This is a genomic window from Streptomyces parvus (assembly GCF_032121415.1).
Classification (GTDB): Bacteria; Actinomycetota; Actinomycetes; order Streptomycetales; family Streptomycetaceae; genus Streptomyces; species Streptomyces globisporus_A.
The window spans coordinates 149,198-165,281 of the sequence record NZ_CP135079.1 but is presented as its reverse complement, the minus strand read 5'-3'; the positions used below and the strand labels follow the sequence as shown (position 1 = coordinate 165,281).

Here is a 16,084-nt window from a genome sequence, read left to right as displayed (position 1 = left end):
GGTCGGCGTTAACAACGCTCGTGATCAATACACCTAGGGGCTGTCAGGCGGGGCTGTGCACATCCGTCACCGCGAACAGCGCGCCGTCCGGATCCCGCAGCGTGACCTCGGTGCCCTCGAAGCCGGTGCGTTCCTCGACGAGGGCGCCGCCGTGCCGCTCGGCAGCGGAGACCGTCTCCGCGAGGTCCGCCACCGGGAACTGGACCTGCCAGTGCGGGCGCACCAGCGGGTCGGCCGCGGACTCCACGGCACCGGAGCTGATCCGGGCCAGCGGATGCTCCTCGCACCGCACGATGACCTCTTCGCCCTCGTACGCGACGTCGCAGCCCCCCGGCCGCCCGCTCGCCCAGTCGAGCACCTCGCCGTAGAAGATCGCCGCGTCGAAGGCGTTCCGGGTCCGCAGCCGCAGCCAGGCGTGCGCGTGGTCGGCGGGGGCCGGCGGGGAAGTGGAGGGCTCGGTGCGCTCCCAGAGGCCGAAGGACGCCCCGTCCCGGTCCGAGGCCAGCACCCCGCGCCCCTTGCCGAGCGTCAGCGGTCCCACCGCCACCGTCCCGCTGCGCTCGCGGATCCGGGCGGCGGCCACGTTCGCGTCCTCCACCGCGAAGTACGGTGTCCAGGCCACTGCGACCTGGAACGCCGAGGAGACGGCGAAGAGGCCGGCCACCGGGACCTGGCCGCGGTAGGCGACCGAGAAGTCGGACCCGAGCCGCCCGGGTCGGAACGACCAGCCCAGGACCTCGGAGTAGAACCGCTCGGCGGTCTCCCGGTCCCGCGTCATGAGGGTGACCCAGCACGGTGCGGCCGGCCCCGTCAGGGGCGCTGCCGAGGAGGCCGTACGGGGGTCGCTTCCGGTCATGGTCCACTGCCTTCGTCAGGGAGCGGCGTCCTGCCCGGCCGCTGCGGTCCAGCACCAGCCTCAACCGGCCCGCCCGGTCCCGCAACGCGGGCAGCGCGCCGCGCGCCCGGTGCGGGGCGCGGCGCGCGTTGCGGGAGGTGGACTCGGCGAAGACGGCGGGTCATCCGCGGGGCTGCTCCTCGTCGGGCGGCAGGGGGCCGTTGCCGTGGTCCTTCAGCTCGTACGGCGACAGCGCGCGGCCGTCCTCGGGGAAGTGGTCGGAGGAATGCGGGTCGGTCTGCTCGATGTGCGTACGCCGCTCGGGCTTCGGCGGCTGCTCATGGGGCTGGGGCGGCGGCGGCTCGGCGTCGTGCTTGCGCTTGCTGAGGAGGAAGCCCCCGATCAGCAGGGCCACGACGGCCAGCGCCACGACACCCATGAAGACCCCGAGGGCCCCTGTGCCGGCCGCGAGCGTGACCTCGGCGGGCGCATCGACCGCATTGACTGCCTTCAGAACATCCATGTCATCCGCATACCCCGGGAGAAGGGCATCAGTCAGCTATTCACAGCAATTCATGTTTTATGGGTATCTCAGGGGAAACGCGTTTCAAGACCGCGGGTCAGGACAGCCCTCCTGCCCGCCCTCAGGAAGTTCAGACCCCCGGAAGGAACCACGGTGAACAGCACCCCCGAGCAGAGCGGCGAGGAGCACCCGGCGGGCCGGGAGGTGGTGGTCTCGCTCAGCCGCTGCGGCACCGAGGACGCCCGGACCGTCTTCGACGTACTCGCCACCGGCTTCGCCTCCGACCACCCGATGGGCGAGACCCCCGAGCAGACCTCCGGCCCCCGCCCGACCGTCTGGGTCACCACCGTCGACGTGTCCGAACCGAAGGCCGACGCCACCCCCGCCCACCTCACCGCACCGGTCACGGTGGACGCCCAGGGGGGCTACTGGGCCGTCGACCGGCTGCGTACCCACCTCGCCGGGGCCTTCGCGGTGAGCGTCGTCGGCACGGCCGCCGGGGACCAGGAGCAGGAGGTCCGGCTGCGGCTGCAGAGCCGCTGACCGCCCGGACGAGGACACACCCGGAACACGACCGGCAACCGACCGGGGGCGGGACCTGCCCCGCGGCGAAGCGAAAGGCGCGCGCATGGATTCCCTCGCTCTCGGAGCGGACCTCGAACCGGAACCGGTCGTCGACGAACACTCCACCGTGACCCTGTTCGTCAACGGTGAGGAGGCGACGCTGACCGTCGACCACCGCGCCACCGTCCTGGAGACGCTCCGGGAGCGCTTCGGGCTCACCGGGGCCAAGATGGGCTGCGACCACGGCCAGTGCGGAGCCTGCACGGTCCTCGTCGACGGACGGCGGATCAACAGCTGCCTGCTGCTCGCCGTCACCCAGGACGGCGCCACGATCACCACGGTGGAAGGGCTCGCCGACGGCGAGAGTCTGCACCCGGTGCAGCACGCGTTCGTCGAGCGGGACGCCCTCCAGTGCGGCTTCTGCACCCCGGGCCAGATCTGCTCCGCCGTGGGCATGCTCCGCGAGGCCGCGGACGGGCACCCCTCGCACGTCACCCGGCCGGACACCGCGACCGGGCCGGTCGCGCTCGACGCCGAGGAGATCCGGGAACGCATGAGCGGCAACCTGTGCCGGTGCGGGGCCTACCCCCGGATCGTCGAAGCCATCGAGGACGTGATCGAGTGAAACCGTTCGGCTATGCGCGCCCCGCCTCCACCGACGAGGCCGTCCAGCTCTGCGCGGCCGGCCCCGGCGCGCGCTTCCTGGGCGGCGGCACCAATCTGGTGGACCTGATGAAGCTCGGCGTGGAGACGCCCCGGGTCCTCATCGACGTCTCCGGGCTGCCCCTGGACCGGGTGACCCGGACGTCGGACGGCGGCCTGAGCATCGGCGCCACCGTGCGCAACAGCGACCTCGCCGCCCACCCCGACGTGACGGAGCACTACCCGGCCTTGTCCCAGGCGCTGCTGGCCGGGGCCTCCGGGCAGCTCCGCAACGCCGCCACCACCGGCGGCAACCTGCTCCAGCGCACCCGGTGCCGCTATTTCCAGGACGTCTCCAAGCCTTGCAACAAACGGCTCCCCGGCTCCGGCTGCCCCGCGCTCGAGGGGACCCACCGCGACCTCGCGATCCTCGGGCACTCGTCGGAGTGCGTTGCCACCAACCCGTCCGACATGGCCGTGGCGCTCGCCGCGCTGGACGCGACGGTGCTCCTCGTGGGACCCGAGGGCGAACGGGCCGTACCGCTCGCCGAGTTTCACCGCCTGCCGGGGGAGAACCCCGACCAGGACACCGTGATCAGGCCCGGCGAGCTGATCACCGAGGTGGTGCTCCCGCCGCCGGCGCCCGGGGCGGCCTCCTGCTACCGCAAGGCCCGCGACCGGGCCAGTTTCGCCTTCGCGCTGGTCTCCGTCGCCGCCACGCTCCGGGTGGCGGCGGGCCGCGTGGAGCACGCCACGCTCGCGTTCGGCGGCGTCGCCCACCGGCCGTGGCGGGCCCGCAGGGCCGAGGCCGAGCTGCGGGACGCCCCGGCCACCCCCGCCGCCTTCCAGCACGCCCTGATCGCCGAGCTGGCCGAGGCGCGGCCGCTGCGCGACAACGCGTTCAAGGTGGACCTCGCCCGCCGCCTCGCCCTGGACGTGCTCGGCGAACTCAGCGAACGGCAGCCGACCCGGACCGGCTGAGCCCGGCGTCCCCGCTGCTCCCGCCCGGACCGGCCGACCCCGCCCGGACCGGCCGACCCCGCCCGGGCCGGCGACCCCGCCCGGACACCGGCTGATCCCGCGCCGGCGGCGGTTGACTCGCCGTCTCCGCTGCCCCCGCAGGCAACGGCTGCCCTCCCGCACCACCGACCCCCGAGGATCCCCGCCATGACCACGCAAGCCCCGCAGTTCCCCGGTGCGCCCGTCGTCCGCAGAGAGGCCCGGGCCAAGGTCACCGGAACCGCCCGCTACGCGGCCGACCGTACGCCCGCCGGCTGTCTGTACGCCTGGACCGTCCCGGCCACCGTCGCGGCCGGCCGCGTCACCGCCGTACGGGCCGTCGACGCCCTCGCCGTCCCCGGCGTCCACTCCGTCCTCACCCACGACAACGCGCCCCGGCTCCAGGAGCCCGACGACCCGATTCTCGCCGTGCTCCAGGACGACCGCGTCCCGCACCACGGCATGCCGGTCGCCCTCGTGATCGCGGATTCTCCGGAAGCCGCCCGGACCGGAGCCGGGGAGCTCCACATCGAGTACGAACGCGACCCGCACGACGTCACCCTCACCGAGGACCACCCCGGCCTGTACACGCCCGAGGAGGCCAACGGCGGGTTTCCCGCCGTCCGCAGCCGCGGCGACGTGGAACGGGCCCTCGCCGCCTCGCCCGTCCAGATCGACGCCACGTACCGGATGGACGCGCTGCACAACCACCCCATGGAGCCGCACGCCGCCACCGCCGTATGGGCCGACGGACATCTCACCGTCCACGACTCCAGCCAGGGCTCCACCAAGGTCCGCGAGAGCCTGGCCCAGGCGTTCGGTCTCGACCCGGAACAGATCACCGTGGTCTCCGAGCACGTCGGCGGCGGCTTCGGCTCGAAGGGCACCACCCGCCCCCAGGGGGTCCTGGCCGCGATGGCCGCCCGGCACACCGGACGCCCCGTCAAGCTCGTCTTCCCCCGGGCCCAGCTCGCCGAGGTCGTCGGCCACCGGGCCCCCACGATCCAGCGGGTCCGGCTCGGCGCCGACCTCGACGGCGTGCTCACCGCCGTCAGCCACGAGGTGGTCACCCAGACCTCCACCGTGAAGGAGTTCGTCGAGCAGGCCGCCGTGCCCGCCCGCGTCATGTACGCCTCGCCGAACAGCCGCACCGGGCACCGGGTGGTCGCCCTCGACGTGCCCAGCCCCTCCTGGATGCGCGCCCCGGGGGAGGCCTCGGGGATGTACGCCCTGGAGTCCGCCATGGACGAACTCGCCTCCGCGCTCGGCCTCGACCCCGTGGAGCTGCGGCTGCGCAACGAACCCGCGACCGAACCGGACAGCGGCCGCCCCTTCAGCAGCCGCGGCCTCGCCGCCTGCCTGCGCGACGGTGCGGCACGGTTCGGCTGGCACGGCCGCGACCCCCGCCCCGCCGGTCGCCAGGAGGGCCGGTGGCTCATCGGTACGGGCGTGGCCTCCGCGACGTACCCGGTCCTCGTCTCCCGGTCCACCGCGAGCGCCCACGCCTCCCCGGACGGCTCCCTGCGCATCCGGGTCAACGCCACCGACATCGGCACCGGGGCCCGTACCGTGCTGGCCCAGATCGCCGCCGACGCGCTCGGCGTCGACCCGGCTGCCGTCCACGTCGACATCGGCTCCACCGACCTGCCCACCGCCCCGCTGGCCGGCGGCTCCTCCGGCACCGCCTCCTGGGGCTGGGCCGTGCACAAGGCCGCTGCCGACCTCGCCGCCCGCCTCGCCGGGCACTCCGGGCCGCTCCCCGCCGAGGGGATCACCGCCACCGCCGACACCGAGCAGGAGACCGCCGAGGAGTCCCCGTACGCCCGGCACGCCTTCGGCGCCCACTTCGTCGAGACGGCCGTCGACGCCGTCACCGGCGAGGTGCGCGTCCGCCGGCTCCTCGGGGTGTATGCCGCCGGGCGGATCCTCAATGCGCGCACCGCCCGCTCCCAGTTCACCGGCGGCATGGTGATGGGCATCGGCATGGCTCTCACCGAGGGCTGCGGCATCGACCCGGTCTTCGGCGACTTCACCGCGAAGGACCTCGCCTCCTACCACGTGCCCGTCTGCGCGGACACCGCCGACATCCAGGCCCACTGGATCGAGGAGGACGACCGCCATCTCAACCCGATGGGCAGCAAGGGCATCGGCGAGATCGGGATCGTCGGCACCGCCGCCGCCATCGGCAACGCGGTCCGCCACGCCACCGGCGCCCGGCTGCGCCAACTGCCCCTCACCCCGGACACCTTGCTGCCCTACCTGGTGTGACCGAGCACCGCCCCCACCAGCGCGGACGGCCCAGCTGTTGCGCGTCCGGCGTATCGGCCTCACCCTGAGGAGTGACCCAGAAGTGATAGGTGCTCACGCTTCGTGTCCGGGGGTCGTTCGTACGACGGGGTGAAGTACGACGGGGTGAAGCACGTGGGCCTCGTGGTGAGGAGCCTCGACGATGACCGTTCCACTCGACCGGCACTATTCGGTCGAACTGCAGGTGTCGGCAGAGCGCGTTTCCCAGGTGCGGCGGATCGTCGCCGCACACCTCCGTCACTGGAGTCTCGATCTGCACGTCCGGCCGGTGTGCCGGGCCCTGGACGAACTCCTGACCAACGTCTACCGGCATGTCGGCGACGGCAACACCTGCGTCCTCGAACTCCGCTGGACGGGACGGCACGTGACCGTGTCCGTCGCCGACAACAGCGCCCGGATGCCCCGGCTGCTGCCGGCCGGCGGCGGGCTGAGCCGGGTCATGGCCCTCAGCGACAGCTGGGGCACCTGCCGGACCACGGACGGCAAAGTGGTCTGGTTCACCCGCTACGCCGAGGCGCCGAAGGCTGCGGGGCTGCTCCCGTACGCCCCGCTGCCCGGCGTCCGCACCGCCCGTGCCGTCCCGGTGGCGGCGCTCGTCTAACCGCCCCGCACAGGCGGCCCGCACACCGGCCGACGCGGATCGTGTCCCCTGGGCACGCATGATCCGCGTCGGCCGGGTACGTGCGGGGGAGGGGAGGGCCGCGTTGCGCGGACCGGTGCGGCGCGGCACGGTCGGACTACCGATGCAAGGAGGCCACTGCCATGCCCATCGCGACGGTCAACCCCGCGAACGGCGAACTGATCAGGTCATTCGACGCCCTCGGCGAGGAGGAGACCGAACGCCGGATCACCGCCGCCGCGGAGACCTTCCGCCAGTACCGCACCACCCCCTTCCAGCAGCGCGCGGCCTGGCTGAACCGGGCCGCCGACCTCCTCGACGAGGACCGCGACACCATCGCCCGCACGATGACCCTGGAGATGGGCAAGCCCATCACCGCCGCCCGCGCGGAGGCGGCCAAGTGCGCGAAGGCGATGCGCTGGTACGCCGAGCGAGCCGAGGGACTGCTCGCCGACGAACACCCGGACCCCGCCGACGTACGGGACTCCGGCGCCTCCCGCGCCCTGGTCCGCTACCGTCCGCTCGGCGTGGTCCTCGCCGTGATGCCCTGGAACTTCCCGCTCTGGCAGGTGGTGCGCTTCGCCGCACCCGCCCTGATGGCGGGCAACGTCGGGCTCCTCAAGCACGCGTCGAACGTCCCGCAGACCGCTCTCTACCTGGAGGACCTCTTCCACCGGGCCGGATTCCCGGCGGGCTGCTTCCGTACGCTGCTGATCGGCTCGGGCGCCGTCGAGGCCGTCCTGCGCGACCCCCGCGTCGTCGCGGCCACGCTCACCGGCAGCGAACCGGCCGGGCGCTCCGTCGCCGCCACCGCCGGTGACGAGATCAAGAAGACCGTGCTGGAACTCGGCGGCAGCGACCCCTACCTCGTCCTGCCCTCGGCGGACGTGGAGAAGGCCGCCGCCACGGCCGTCACCGCGCGCGTCCAGAACAACGGCCAGTCCTGCATCGCCGCCAAGCGCTTCATCGTCCACGCCGACGTGTACGACGCGTTCGCCGAACGCTTCACCGCGGGCATGCGCGCCCTGACCGTCGGCGACCCACTGGAGGAAGCCACCGACATCGGGCCGCTCTCCACCGAACAGGGCCGCACCGACCTGGAGGAACTCGTCGACGACGCCCTCGGGCGCGGGGCCGAGGCGTTGTGCGGCGGACGCCGCCCCGACAAGCTCGGCGGCGGCCTGGAGAACGGCTGGTTCTACGAGCCCACCGTGCTCGCCGGCATCACGACCGCCATGCGCGTCCACCGTGAGGAGACCTTCGGGCCGGTCGCCACCCTCTACCGGGTCGCCGACCTCGACGAGGCGATCCACCTGGCCAACGACACCCCCTTCGGCCTCAGCTCCAACGTCTGGACCCGCGACGCGGGCGAACAGGAACGCTGCGCCCGGGACCTGGAGGCGGGCGGTGTCTTCTTCAACGGGATGACCGCCTCGCACCCCGCCCTGCCCTTCGGCGGAGTCAAACGCTCCGGTTACGGCCGTGAGCTGGCCGGACACGGCATCCGCGAGTTCTGCAACCCCACCACGCTCTGGTACGGGCCCGAGGCCTCCTGACACCCGTCACCGCCCGTGCGCCGTCACCTGACGAGGAGACCTGCTCCGTGAGCGACACACCTGTCCGTTCTTCCCTCACCGACGACGAACTCGCCGCGCTCGACGCGCACTGGCGCGCGGCCAACTACCTCGCCGTCGGCCAGATCTACCTGATGGCCAACCCCCTGCTGACCCGGCCGCTCGTCCCCGAGGACATCAAGCCCCGGCTGCTCGGCCACTGGGGTACCTCGCCGGGGCTCAACCTCGTCCACACCCACCTCAACCGGGTGATCAAGGCCCGCGACCTGAGCGCCCTGTGCGTCTGGGGACCCGGCCACGGCGGGCCCGCCGTCCTCGCCAACGCCTGGCTCGAAGGCAGCTACTCCGCCACCTACCCCGACATCGGGCGGAACGCCGAGGGCATGGGGGCGCTGTTCAAGCAGTTCTCGTTCCCCGGCGGCGTGCCCAGCCATGTCGCCCCCGAGACCCCCGGCTCCATCCACGAGGGCGGCGAACTCGGCTACGCCCTCAGCCACGCCTACGGGGCCGCCTTCGACCACCCGGAGCTGCTGGTGGCCTGCGTGGTCGGCGACGGGGAGGCCGAGACGGGGCCGCTCGCCGCGTCCTGGCACTCCGACAAGTTCCTCGACCCGGTCCACGACGGGGCCGTCCTGCCCATCCTCCACCTCAACGGCTACAAGATCGCCAACCCGACGGTCCTGGCCCGCATCCCCGAGGAGGAACTCGACCAGCTGCTGCGCGGCTACGGCCACGACCCGCTGTTCGTCAGCGGCGACGACCCGGCCGCCGTCCACCGGGACCTGGCCGCGGCCATGGACACCGCCCTCGACCGCATCGCCGCCCACCAGCGGGCGGCCCGTGAGGACGGCGTCACCGAGCGCCCCCGCTGGCCGATGATCGTGCTGCGTACCCCCAAGGGCTGGACCGGCCCCGAAGAGGTCGACGGGCTGCCCGTGGAGAACACCTGGCGCTCCCACCAGGTCCCGCTCTCCGGCGTCCGGGACAACCCCGAGCACCTCCGGCAGCTGGAGGACTGGCTGCGCTCCTACCGGCCCGCCGAACTCTTCGACGCCCACGGCCGCCCCACCGAACAGGTCCTCGCCTGTGTGCCCGAGGGGGAGGCCCGCCTCGGCTCCACCCCGTACGCCAACGGCGGCCTGCTCCTGCGCGGCCTGCCGCTGCCCGACCTCGCGGACCACGCCGTACGGGTCGACAAGCCCGGCACCTCCCTCCACGAGCCGACCAAGGTGCTCGGCGGCTTCCTGGAGAGCGTCATGGCCGCCACGGCGGACCGCAGGGACTTCCGGGTGGTCGGCCCCGACGAGACCGCCTCCAACCGGCTGGACGCCCTCTACCGGGCCACCGGCAAGGCCTGGCAGGCCGAGACCCTCGCCACGGACGAACACCTCGCCCACGACGGCCGGGTGATGGAGGTCCTCTCCGAACACCTCTGCCAGGGCTGGCTGGAGGGCTATCTCCTCACCGGGCGGCACGGGCTCTTCTCCAGCTACGAGGCGTTCGCCCACATCGTCGACTCCATGGTCAACCAGCACATCAAATGGCTGCGCACCTCGCGCCGGCTGCCCTGGAGGCGGCCCATCGCCTCGCTCAACTACCTGCTGACCTCGCACGTCTGGCGCCAGGACCACAACGGCTTCTCCCACCAGGACCCCGGATTCGTCGACCACGTCCTCAACAAGAGCCCCGAGGTCGTCCGCGTCTACCTCCCGCCGGACTCCAACACCCTGCTCTCGGTCGCCGACCACGCGCTGCGCAGCCGGGACTACGTCAACGTCGTCGTCGCCGGGAAGCAGCCGACCTTCGACTGGCTCACCCTGGACGAGGCCCGCGCCCACTGCGCGCGCGGGGCCGGGGCCTGGGAGTGGGCCGGGACCGAGGACGGCAGCCGGGAACCCGATGTGGTCCTCGGCTGTGCCGGGGACGTGCCCACCCAGGAGATCCTGGCCGCCGCCGACCTGATCCGCCGCCACCTGCCGGAGCTGGCGGTGCGCGTGGTCAACGTCGTCGACATCGCCCGGCTGATGCCCGAGACCGAGCACCCGCACGGCATGCCGGACTCCGAGTTCGACGCCCTCTTCACCCGCGACAAGCCGGTGGTCTTCGCGTACCACGGCTATCCGTGGCTCATCCACCGGCTCGCCTACCGCCGCAACGGCCACGCGAACCTCCATGTGCGCGGCTACAAGGAGGAAGGCACCACGACCACACCGTTCGACATGGTCGTCCGCAACGACCTCGACCGCTACCGACTGGTCATGGACGTCATCGACCGGGTCCCGGGCCTCGGCGTCCGCGCCGTCGCCGTGCGCCAGCGGATGGCGGACATCCGCAGCCGCCACCACGACTGGATCCGGGAGCACGGCACGGATCTGCCGGAGGTCGTGGACTGGAAGTGGGGCGGCTGACCGGCCCGTTCCATCCGGAGCCCTTCCGGGCCGGCCGGGGCGATACGCGATCATGGGCGGCGACCCTGCCCGGCCGGAGAGAGGCTGCCATGAAGCTGCGCTGCGCCGTCATCGAGGACTTCCAGTCCGTGGCCACCACCGTCGTCGACTGGTCGCCCGTCACCGACGACGTCGAGATCGTGACGTTCACCGAGCACCTTGCGACGGTGGACGAGACGGCCGCCGCCCTCGACGGCTTCGACATCGTGGTCACCCTGCGCGAGCGGGTGCCCTTCCCGGCGGAGCTGTTCGCGCGGCTGCCCCGGCTGCGGCTGCTCGTCGCCTCCGGCATGCGCAACTCCGCCATCGACTTCGACGCCGCGCGGCGGCACGGCGTCGAGGTCTGCGGCACCGCCAGCTCCTCCACCCCGCCAGTCGAGCTGACCTGGGCGCTGCTGCTCGGCCTGGCGCGCGGGATCGTCCCCGAGGCCGAGGCGCTGCGCACGGGCGGGCCCTGGCAGTCGACGCTCGGAGCCGATCTGCACGGGCGGACGCTCGGTCTGCTGGGGCTCGGGAAGATCGGCGCCCGGGTGGCGCAGGTGGGCCTGGCCTTCGGCATGGACGTGGTGGCCTGGAGCCGGAACCTCACGAAGGAGCGTACCGACGAGGTCGGGGTGGGACTGGCCGCCTCCAAGGAAGAGCTGCTGGGCTCCAGTGACTTCGTCTCCGTCCACCTGGCGCTCGGCGAGCGGACCCGCGGTCTGATCGGCGCGGCCGAACTCGCCCGGATGCGCCCGACCGCGTACCTGGTCAACACCTCCAGGGCGGCCATCGTCGATACGCACGCCCTGCTCACCGCCCTGCACGCGGGCACCATCGCGGGGGCCGCGACCGATGTGTTCGACGTCGAGCCGCTGCCGGCCGACGACCCGGTGCGGACGACCCCGCGTCTGCTGGCCACCCCACACCTGGGCTATGTCTCGCGCGCCAACTACGAGACGTACTACGGCCAGGCGGTGGAGAACATCAGGGCGTTCCTCGACGGGCAGCCGGTCCGCCTCCTGGGCTGACGGCGGAGCGGGCCTCCCCCGGGGCCCGTTCAGCGGCTCAGTAGCGCAGGGCCGCGGCGATCCGGCCGTGCTCCGCCAGCGAGTCGTCCTCCACGAAGACGACGTCGGCGCCGCTGTCCAGCGCCGCTTCGACCAGCTCGTCGACGACGTCCTCGCGGACCGCGCCGTCCGCGCTCTGCGTCGTCCCCTCGGGGACCGGCTCCAGATGCTCGGCGGTCACCCGCGCGGTGACCTGGAAGTGCTCCTCGACCGCGACCAGACCCGCCCGGCCCTCCCGGACGGCGGCCCACACCTCGTCGAGCCCGCCGGCGAAGGAGTGGGCGCTGCGGGCGTCGTCCAGCCGGGTCTCCGCCTCGGCAGCCGCCTGACGCGCCCCCTCCTCCAGCGCGGGCCGCAGCTCCCGGAGGACCTCGGCGGGCGGCAGCTCGGCCGGCGCCCCCTTGGTGACCCGGCCGATCGCGGACCGCGAACTCTCGCCGACCTCGTCCAGCAGGGCGAGAGCGGGGGCCAGGCCCATCAGATACAGCGGACGCGGGTCGTCGGCGAGCACCGCTCGCAGCTTCTCGTCGACGTCGCGGAAGAAGTTCCGGGTCTCCTCGTCGGTGAAGGTGCTCGGGGTGTCCCCGATCCGCTCCTCGCGCTGCGGGTTCGGCGGCTCCTCCGGCGCGGTCATCGGGAAACCGCCGGTCTTCTCCGGCCGGATGCCGTCGCCGGTCCCGATCCACAGCGTGGCGTGGTCGGCGGCGACGGTCAGCGCCCGGAACGGCCGCGTCTGCGCCTTGGCCGCGACGAGGTTGCGGGTGAGGAAGGTGTCGCTGAGCACCACCCGTTCGGGTGCGGTGCGCGGAAGCCGCCAGATCCGGTACTCGTCGGTGGTGACCAGGAGCAGCAGGGAGTCCAGCGCCCGGCGCGGGTCCACCTCGCCCGCCGCCCGCTCCAACTGGGCCCGCAGGGCCGCCGCTACCTCACGGCTGACCTCCGGGTCGGCGTCGAGACGGTGCCCGGCCTCCGCCACCAGGTTCCGCAGCCGGACCGGGTCCTGGGCGTTGTCCGGGGCCCTGCGGTGGGTCGGCATGGTCAGGGACAGCGCCGGATAGGGCCGGGTCGCCCGCAGCTCCCGCAACAGGTCGGCGGTCAGGGCGTCCGTATCCATCGTTCCCTCCCAGGGCTCGACCCGCTCCCGTATGAAGCGGATGCTTCGACGAGTCAATTCATACCTTTTGATCCTAATATGGGCGAGTTGTTGCCCGACAGGTGCAGGAGGGTGCGCGATGTCCACGCTCACGGTGTGGAAGTTCCGGACGGCCGACGGCGCGGAGAACGTCGAGGAGGCCCTGAAATCCCTTCAGAAGGAAGGGCTGATCAAGATCCTCGACGCGGCCGTGGTGAGCTGGCCGGCCGACCGGGCCAAGCCCCGCACGAAACAGCTGCTCAACCTCGTCGGCGCCGGAGCCCTCAGCGGCACCTTCTGGGGCATGCTCTTCGGGCTGATCTTTCTCATGCCGCTGCTGGGCGCGGCCATCGGGGCGGCCGCCGGGGCGCTCGGCGGGAAGCTCGCGGACGTCGGCATCGACGACGACTTCATCGCCGAGGTCAAGGAGAAGGTCACGCCCGGAACCTCGGCGCTCTTCCTGCTGACCATGAACGAGGTGCCCGAGCGGATCGGCGCACAGCTGCCCGGCGACGGTGCCGAACTCCTCCACAGCAATCTCGACGCCGAGCGCGAGGCGAAACTCCGCGACATCTTCGGCGACGACACGGCCTGACCCCCGCACACCCCACTCCTGGATTGGACGGACCGTCCGTGAAAGCGAACCTCCCCGCGCGCCGGACCCGCGCCGCGCGCGCCCTGGCCCCCGTCGCCGTCGCGGCCCTGCTGCTCGCCGGTACGGCGGCCTGCGACTCCGACACCAGCGGCGAAGGCACCGACCGGGGCGTCCACACCCTCACACCCGAGCCGCAGGAGTCGCCGTCCGAGTCCCCGAGCCCGCGCACCCAGGAGAGCTTCGCCGCCTCGGTGTCCGCCGAGTCCGAACGCGTACGGCAGGAGGCGGCGAAGCGCCTCGACGAGGTGGAGGGACGGGGCAACGCCGTCGCCGACGTCTCGGTCAGCGGGCTGCCGCTCAGCGGCTCCGAGGAGGTCCGCAGCGCGCGCGTCCGGGTCACCAACCCCACCGAGGAGGCGGCGTTCTACGCCGTGAAGGTGGAGTTCGTGGACGCCGAGGACAAGGTCCTGGACACCGTCGTCGTCGGCATCCAGGACGCGCAGCCGGACCGCACGGTCGAGGCCCAGGCCAACAGCCGCAAGGCCGCCGGGGTGAAGACCTTCCCCCGGGTCGCCCAGGCCGAGCGCGGCTGAGGGAGCGCGGTCATGAGCGCCGCAGACGCGGTGACCGACTCGCTCCGGAACCTGCGCGCCCGGTTCCTCGACGTACGGGACGGGAAGCCGGCCGACTACATCCCCCAGCTGGCCCTGGCCGATCCGGACGCCTTCGGGCTCGCGCTGGTCAGCATGGACGGACACCGCTACAGCGCGGGCGAGGCCGACATCCCCTTCACCCTCCAGTCCGTCTCGAAACCGTTCGTCTACGCCCTCGCGCTCTCCGTGCTCGGCCTCGACGAGGTGAGCCGGTGGGTGGGCGCCGAGCCGAGCGGCGAGGCCTTCAACGCCATCAGCCTCGAACCCGACACCGGCCGGCCCGCCAACGCCATGGTCAACGCCGGCGCGATCGTCGCCACCGCCCTGATCCCCGACACCCCCGACGAGCCCGCCTTCGACCGCATCCTGCGCTGCCTCGGCCGGTTCGCCGGACGTGGACTGGACGTCGACGAAGAGGTGTTCAGCTCCGAATCGACGACCGGGGACCGCAACCGCGCACTGGCCTACCTGATCCGCTCCACCGGCACCATGCCCGTCGACCCGGTCCTCGCCGTCGACCGCTACTTCCGCCAGTGTGCGATCCGCGTCACCGCCGTCGACCTCGCCACGATGGCCGCGACGCTCGCCTACGGCGGCGTGAACCCGGTCACCGGCGAGGAGGTCGTCTCCGCCGAGGTCGCCGCCCGGGTCCTCGCTGTCATGGCGACCTGCGGCATGTACGACGGCTCCGGCGACTGGCTGCTGCGCGTCGGGCTGCCCGCCAAGAGCGGGGTGTCCGGCGGCCTCATCGCGGTGGGACCCGCCCGCTTCGGGGTCGCCACGTACAGCCCGCCGCTGGACGCCACCGGCGGCTCGGTACGCGGCCACGCCGCGCTGGAGACGCTGTCGCAGCGCTACGGGCTGCACCTCATGCTCAACCCCGCGCTGCCGGGCTCCACCGTCACCCTCGTCACCACCGCGGACGATCTGCCGTCGGCGCCTTCCGCCGAGCGCGAACGGGTCCTTCACGAACAGGTCGGTGTCGTCGTCGCCCAGGGGTCCGTCGACTTCACGGCCGCCGAACGCGTGCTGTACGCCCTGGACGAGTCGGGGCCGAACGGCGGCTCCGTGGTGCTCGACCTGCACGACGTCACCGCCATCGACTCCGTGGCCCTGGCCATGCTGCACACCGGCCTTGCGCGGCTCCTGTCCGACGGCCGGCGCGCGGCCGTCGTCGACCCACGCGGTCTGCTGGGCCCGCCCGACGTCGTGCGGAACGGGACCGGCCAGGACCTGCCGCGATACGCCACCCGTGAGGATGCCGTCGGAGGCTGCGCGCAGGCCCTGGCCGGGGAGGGCCGAGCCGGGACTACCAGATGGCGCCGACCCACTCGGGGTGGTCGATGAACGGGTTCCTGTTGTGCTGGAACTGCTCGAATATGACGTCGTTGCGGCGCTTTTCGAAGGTGTCCGGCGGGTCCTCCTGGCTCCACTGCTTGAGGACGGACACCTTGCCCATCTTCGGCGCGGACCCGTTGTCCACCTGGTCGTTGGGTTCGAGATCGGCGAAGGAGTCGTTGCCCTCGTAGCGCACGGCCATGTAGAGGATCATGCGGGCGACGTCGCCCTTGACCCCGTCACGCGGCTCGAAGGAGTCGCCGTCGGTGAAGTTCCCCGGCGCGTCGCCCAGTTCGCTGCCGCCGTTGTCGAAGTCCTTGTTGCCGCGGGTGGAGTTGACCTGGACGTCCTCGGGTCGCAGGTGGTGGATGTCGGTGCCCGGGCCCGTCGACGTACCGAAGTCGCCGTGCGACTTGGCCCAGACGTGCTCCCGGTTCCACTGGCCCGAGCTGCCGCCGTTGTCGTTCTTCGACTGGGAGCGCCCGGTGTAGAGCAGGACGACGTTGGAGGAGTTGGCGGGATCCTCGTCGGTCGCCTTGAGGGCGTCCCACACCTGGCTGTAGGAGAGCTTGGTCTGGTCGCTGATGATCGTGTGCAGGGCGGCTTTCAGTTCGGCGCCCGTCTTGCCGAGCGCGTCCTGGTAGTAGGTGTCGTCGAGGGCGGCGGCGGTGGCGGTGTACCGGCCGGGCGAGGAGTCCGCGGGGGCCGCGGCCGCGGTGCCGGCGAGCACCGTGACGGTGGCCACCGCGACCAGCAGTGGACGCGCGTAGAACGAGTGACGACGGGACATGTGGGGTGTCCTCTCCG

Annotated in this window: 15 protein-coding genes; 11 read left to right on the top strand and 4 right to left on the bottom strand. The window is 72.7% G+C overall.

Annotation, left to right across the window (positions count from 1 at the left end; all coding sequences use genetic code 11):
• Positions 1-43: 43 nt before the first annotated feature.
• On the bottom strand, positions 44-856 hold the full coding sequence (locus tag RNL97_RS01680) for a VOC family protein (RefSeq protein ID WP_030587759.1): 813 nt from the start codon (positions 854-856) through the stop codon (positions 44-46).
• Between the two features lie 160 nt (positions 857-1,016).
• On the bottom strand, positions 1,017-1,358 hold the full coding sequence (locus RNL97_RS01675; RefSeq protein ID WP_030587756.1) for a DUF6479 family protein: 342 nt from the start codon (positions 1,356-1,358) through the stop codon (positions 1,017-1,019).
• A 153-nt stretch (positions 1,359-1,511) separates the two neighbouring features.
• Here RNL97_RS01675 and RNL97_RS01670 point away from each other — a divergent pair, with 153 nt between their 5' ends.
• From RNL97_RS01670 to RNL97_RS01635, 8 genes are all read left to right on the top strand, one after another.
• A complete protein-coding gene (locus tag RNL97_RS01670; protein WP_313750280.1) occupies positions 1,512-1,901 on the top strand; it encodes a hypothetical protein in 390 nt (129 codons plus the stop codon).
• Positions 1,902-1,986: 85 nt separating this feature from the next.
• Entirely contained in the window at positions 1,987-2,547 is a 561-nt protein-coding gene (locus tag RNL97_RS01665; protein WP_030587750.1) for a 2Fe-2S iron-sulfur cluster-binding protein, read from the top strand.
• A complete protein-coding gene (locus tag RNL97_RS01660) occupies positions 2,544-3,545 on the top strand; it encodes an FAD binding domain-containing protein (protein WP_030587747.1) in 1,002 nt (333 codons plus the stop codon). Before RNL97_RS01665 ends, RNL97_RS01660 begins: the two co-directional genes overlap by 4 nt.
• Before the next feature lie 186 nt (positions 3,546-3,731).
• On the top strand, positions 3,732-5,831 hold the full coding sequence (locus tag RNL97_RS01655; RefSeq protein WP_030587744.1) for a xanthine dehydrogenase family protein molybdopterin-binding subunit: 2,100 nt from the start codon (positions 3,732-3,734) through the stop codon (positions 5,829-5,831).
• Between the two features lie 181 nt (positions 5,832-6,012).
• The gene (locus RNL97_RS01650) at positions 6,013-6,471 is read left to right on the top strand and encodes an ATP-binding protein (RefSeq protein ID WP_030587741.1); all 459 of its coding nucleotides are present in this window, start codon (positions 6,013-6,015) and stop codon (positions 6,469-6,471) included.
• A gap of 161 nt (positions 6,472-6,632) precedes the next feature.
• Positions 6,633-8,045, top strand: a complete 1,413-nt coding sequence (locus RNL97_RS01645) for an NADP-dependent succinic semialdehyde dehydrogenase (protein ID WP_030587738.1) — start codon at positions 6,633-6,635, stop codon at positions 8,043-8,045.
• A 47-nt stretch (positions 8,046-8,092) separates the two neighbouring features.
• Positions 8,093-10,471, top strand: coding sequence for a phosphoketolase family protein (locus tag RNL97_RS01640; protein ID WP_243313021.1), 2,379 nt, complete (start codon positions 8,093-8,095; stop codon positions 10,469-10,471).
• Between the two features lie 89 nt (positions 10,472-10,560).
• Positions 10,561-11,520 (top strand): D-2-hydroxyacid dehydrogenase family protein, encoded by a 960-nt coding sequence (locus tag RNL97_RS01635; protein ID WP_243313018.1) that lies wholly within the window; start codon positions 10,561-10,563, stop codon positions 11,518-11,520.
• A 37-nt stretch (positions 11,521-11,557) separates the two neighbouring features.
• Here RNL97_RS01635 and RNL97_RS01630 read toward each other — a convergent pair whose 3' ends face one another.
• On the bottom strand, positions 11,558-12,673 hold the full coding sequence (locus tag RNL97_RS01630; RefSeq protein WP_243313016.1) for a baeRF3 domain-containing protein: 1,116 nt from the start codon (positions 12,671-12,673) through the stop codon (positions 11,558-11,560).
• Positions 12,674-12,791: 118 nt separating this feature from the next.
• On the opposite strand from RNL97_RS01630, the gene RNL97_RS01625 reads away from it, so the two are divergent.
• From RNL97_RS01625 to glsA, 3 genes are read left to right on the top strand one after another with little or no spacing between them, the layout of a single operon-like run.
• Positions 12,792-13,286 carry a DUF1269 domain-containing protein gene (locus RNL97_RS01625; protein ID WP_243313015.1) on the top strand — a complete coding sequence of 165 codons (495 nt, stop codon included), beginning with the start codon at positions 12,792-12,794 and terminating at the stop codon, positions 13,284-13,286.
• Between the two features lie 38 nt (positions 13,287-13,324).
• A complete protein-coding gene (locus tag RNL97_RS01620) occupies positions 13,325-13,879 on the top strand; it encodes a hypothetical protein (RefSeq protein WP_243313013.1) in 555 nt (184 codons plus the stop codon).
• Between the two features lie 12 nt (positions 13,880-13,891).
• Positions 13,892-15,286, top strand: coding sequence for a glutaminase A (glsA, locus tag RNL97_RS01615; protein ID WP_243313011.1), 1,395 nt, complete (start codon positions 13,892-13,894; stop codon positions 15,284-15,286).
• On the opposite strand, the gene RNL97_RS01610 is transcribed toward glsA, so the two are convergent.
• The gene (locus RNL97_RS01610; protein WP_243313009.1) at positions 15,249-16,067 is read right to left on the bottom strand and encodes an endonuclease I family protein; all 819 of its coding nucleotides are present in this window, start codon (positions 16,065-16,067) and stop codon (positions 15,249-15,251) included. The two genes, glsA and RNL97_RS01610, sit on opposite strands and share 38 nt — an antisense overlap.
• Between the last annotated feature and the right edge of the window lie 17 nt (positions 16,068-16,084).

Coding starts and splice junctions, on each gene's coding strand:
- RNL97_RS01680 (WP_030587759.1), bottom strand. CDS start 856: ATGACCGGAAGCGACCCCCGTACGGCCTCCTCGGCAGCGCCCCTGACG.
- RNL97_RS01675 (WP_030587756.1), bottom strand. CDS start 1,358: ATGGATGTTCTGAAGGCAGTCAATGCGGTCGATGCGCCCGCCGAGGTC.
- RNL97_RS01665 (WP_030587750.1), top strand. CDS start 1,987: ATGGATTCCCTCGCTCTCGGAGCGGACCTCGAACCGGAACCGGTCGTC.
- RNL97_RS01655 (WP_030587744.1), top strand. CDS start 3,732: ATGACCACGCAAGCCCCGCAGTTCCCCGGTGCGCCCGTCGTCCGCAGA.
- RNL97_RS01650 (WP_030587741.1), top strand. CDS start 6,013: ATGACCGTTCCACTCGACCGGCACTATTCGGTCGAACTGCAGGTGTCG.
- RNL97_RS01645 (WP_030587738.1), top strand. CDS start 6,633: ATGCCCATCGCGACGGTCAACCCCGCGAACGGCGAACTGATCAGGTCA.
- RNL97_RS01635 (WP_243313018.1), top strand. CDS start 10,561: ATGAAGCTGCGCTGCGCCGTCATCGAGGACTTCCAGTCCGTGGCCACC.
- RNL97_RS01630 (WP_243313016.1), bottom strand. CDS start 12,673: ATGGATACGGACGCCCTGACCGCCGACCTGTTGCGGGAGCTGCGGGCG.
- RNL97_RS01625 (WP_243313015.1), top strand. CDS start 12,792: ATGTCCACGCTCACGGTGTGGAAGTTCCGGACGGCCGACGGCGCGGAG.
- glsA (WP_243313011.1), top strand. CDS start 13,892: ATGAGCGCCGCAGACGCGGTGACCGACTCGCTCCGGAACCTGCGCGCC.
- RNL97_RS01610 (WP_243313009.1), bottom strand. CDS start 16,067: ATGTCCCGTCGTCACTCGTTCTACGCGCGTCCACTGCTGGTCGCGGTG.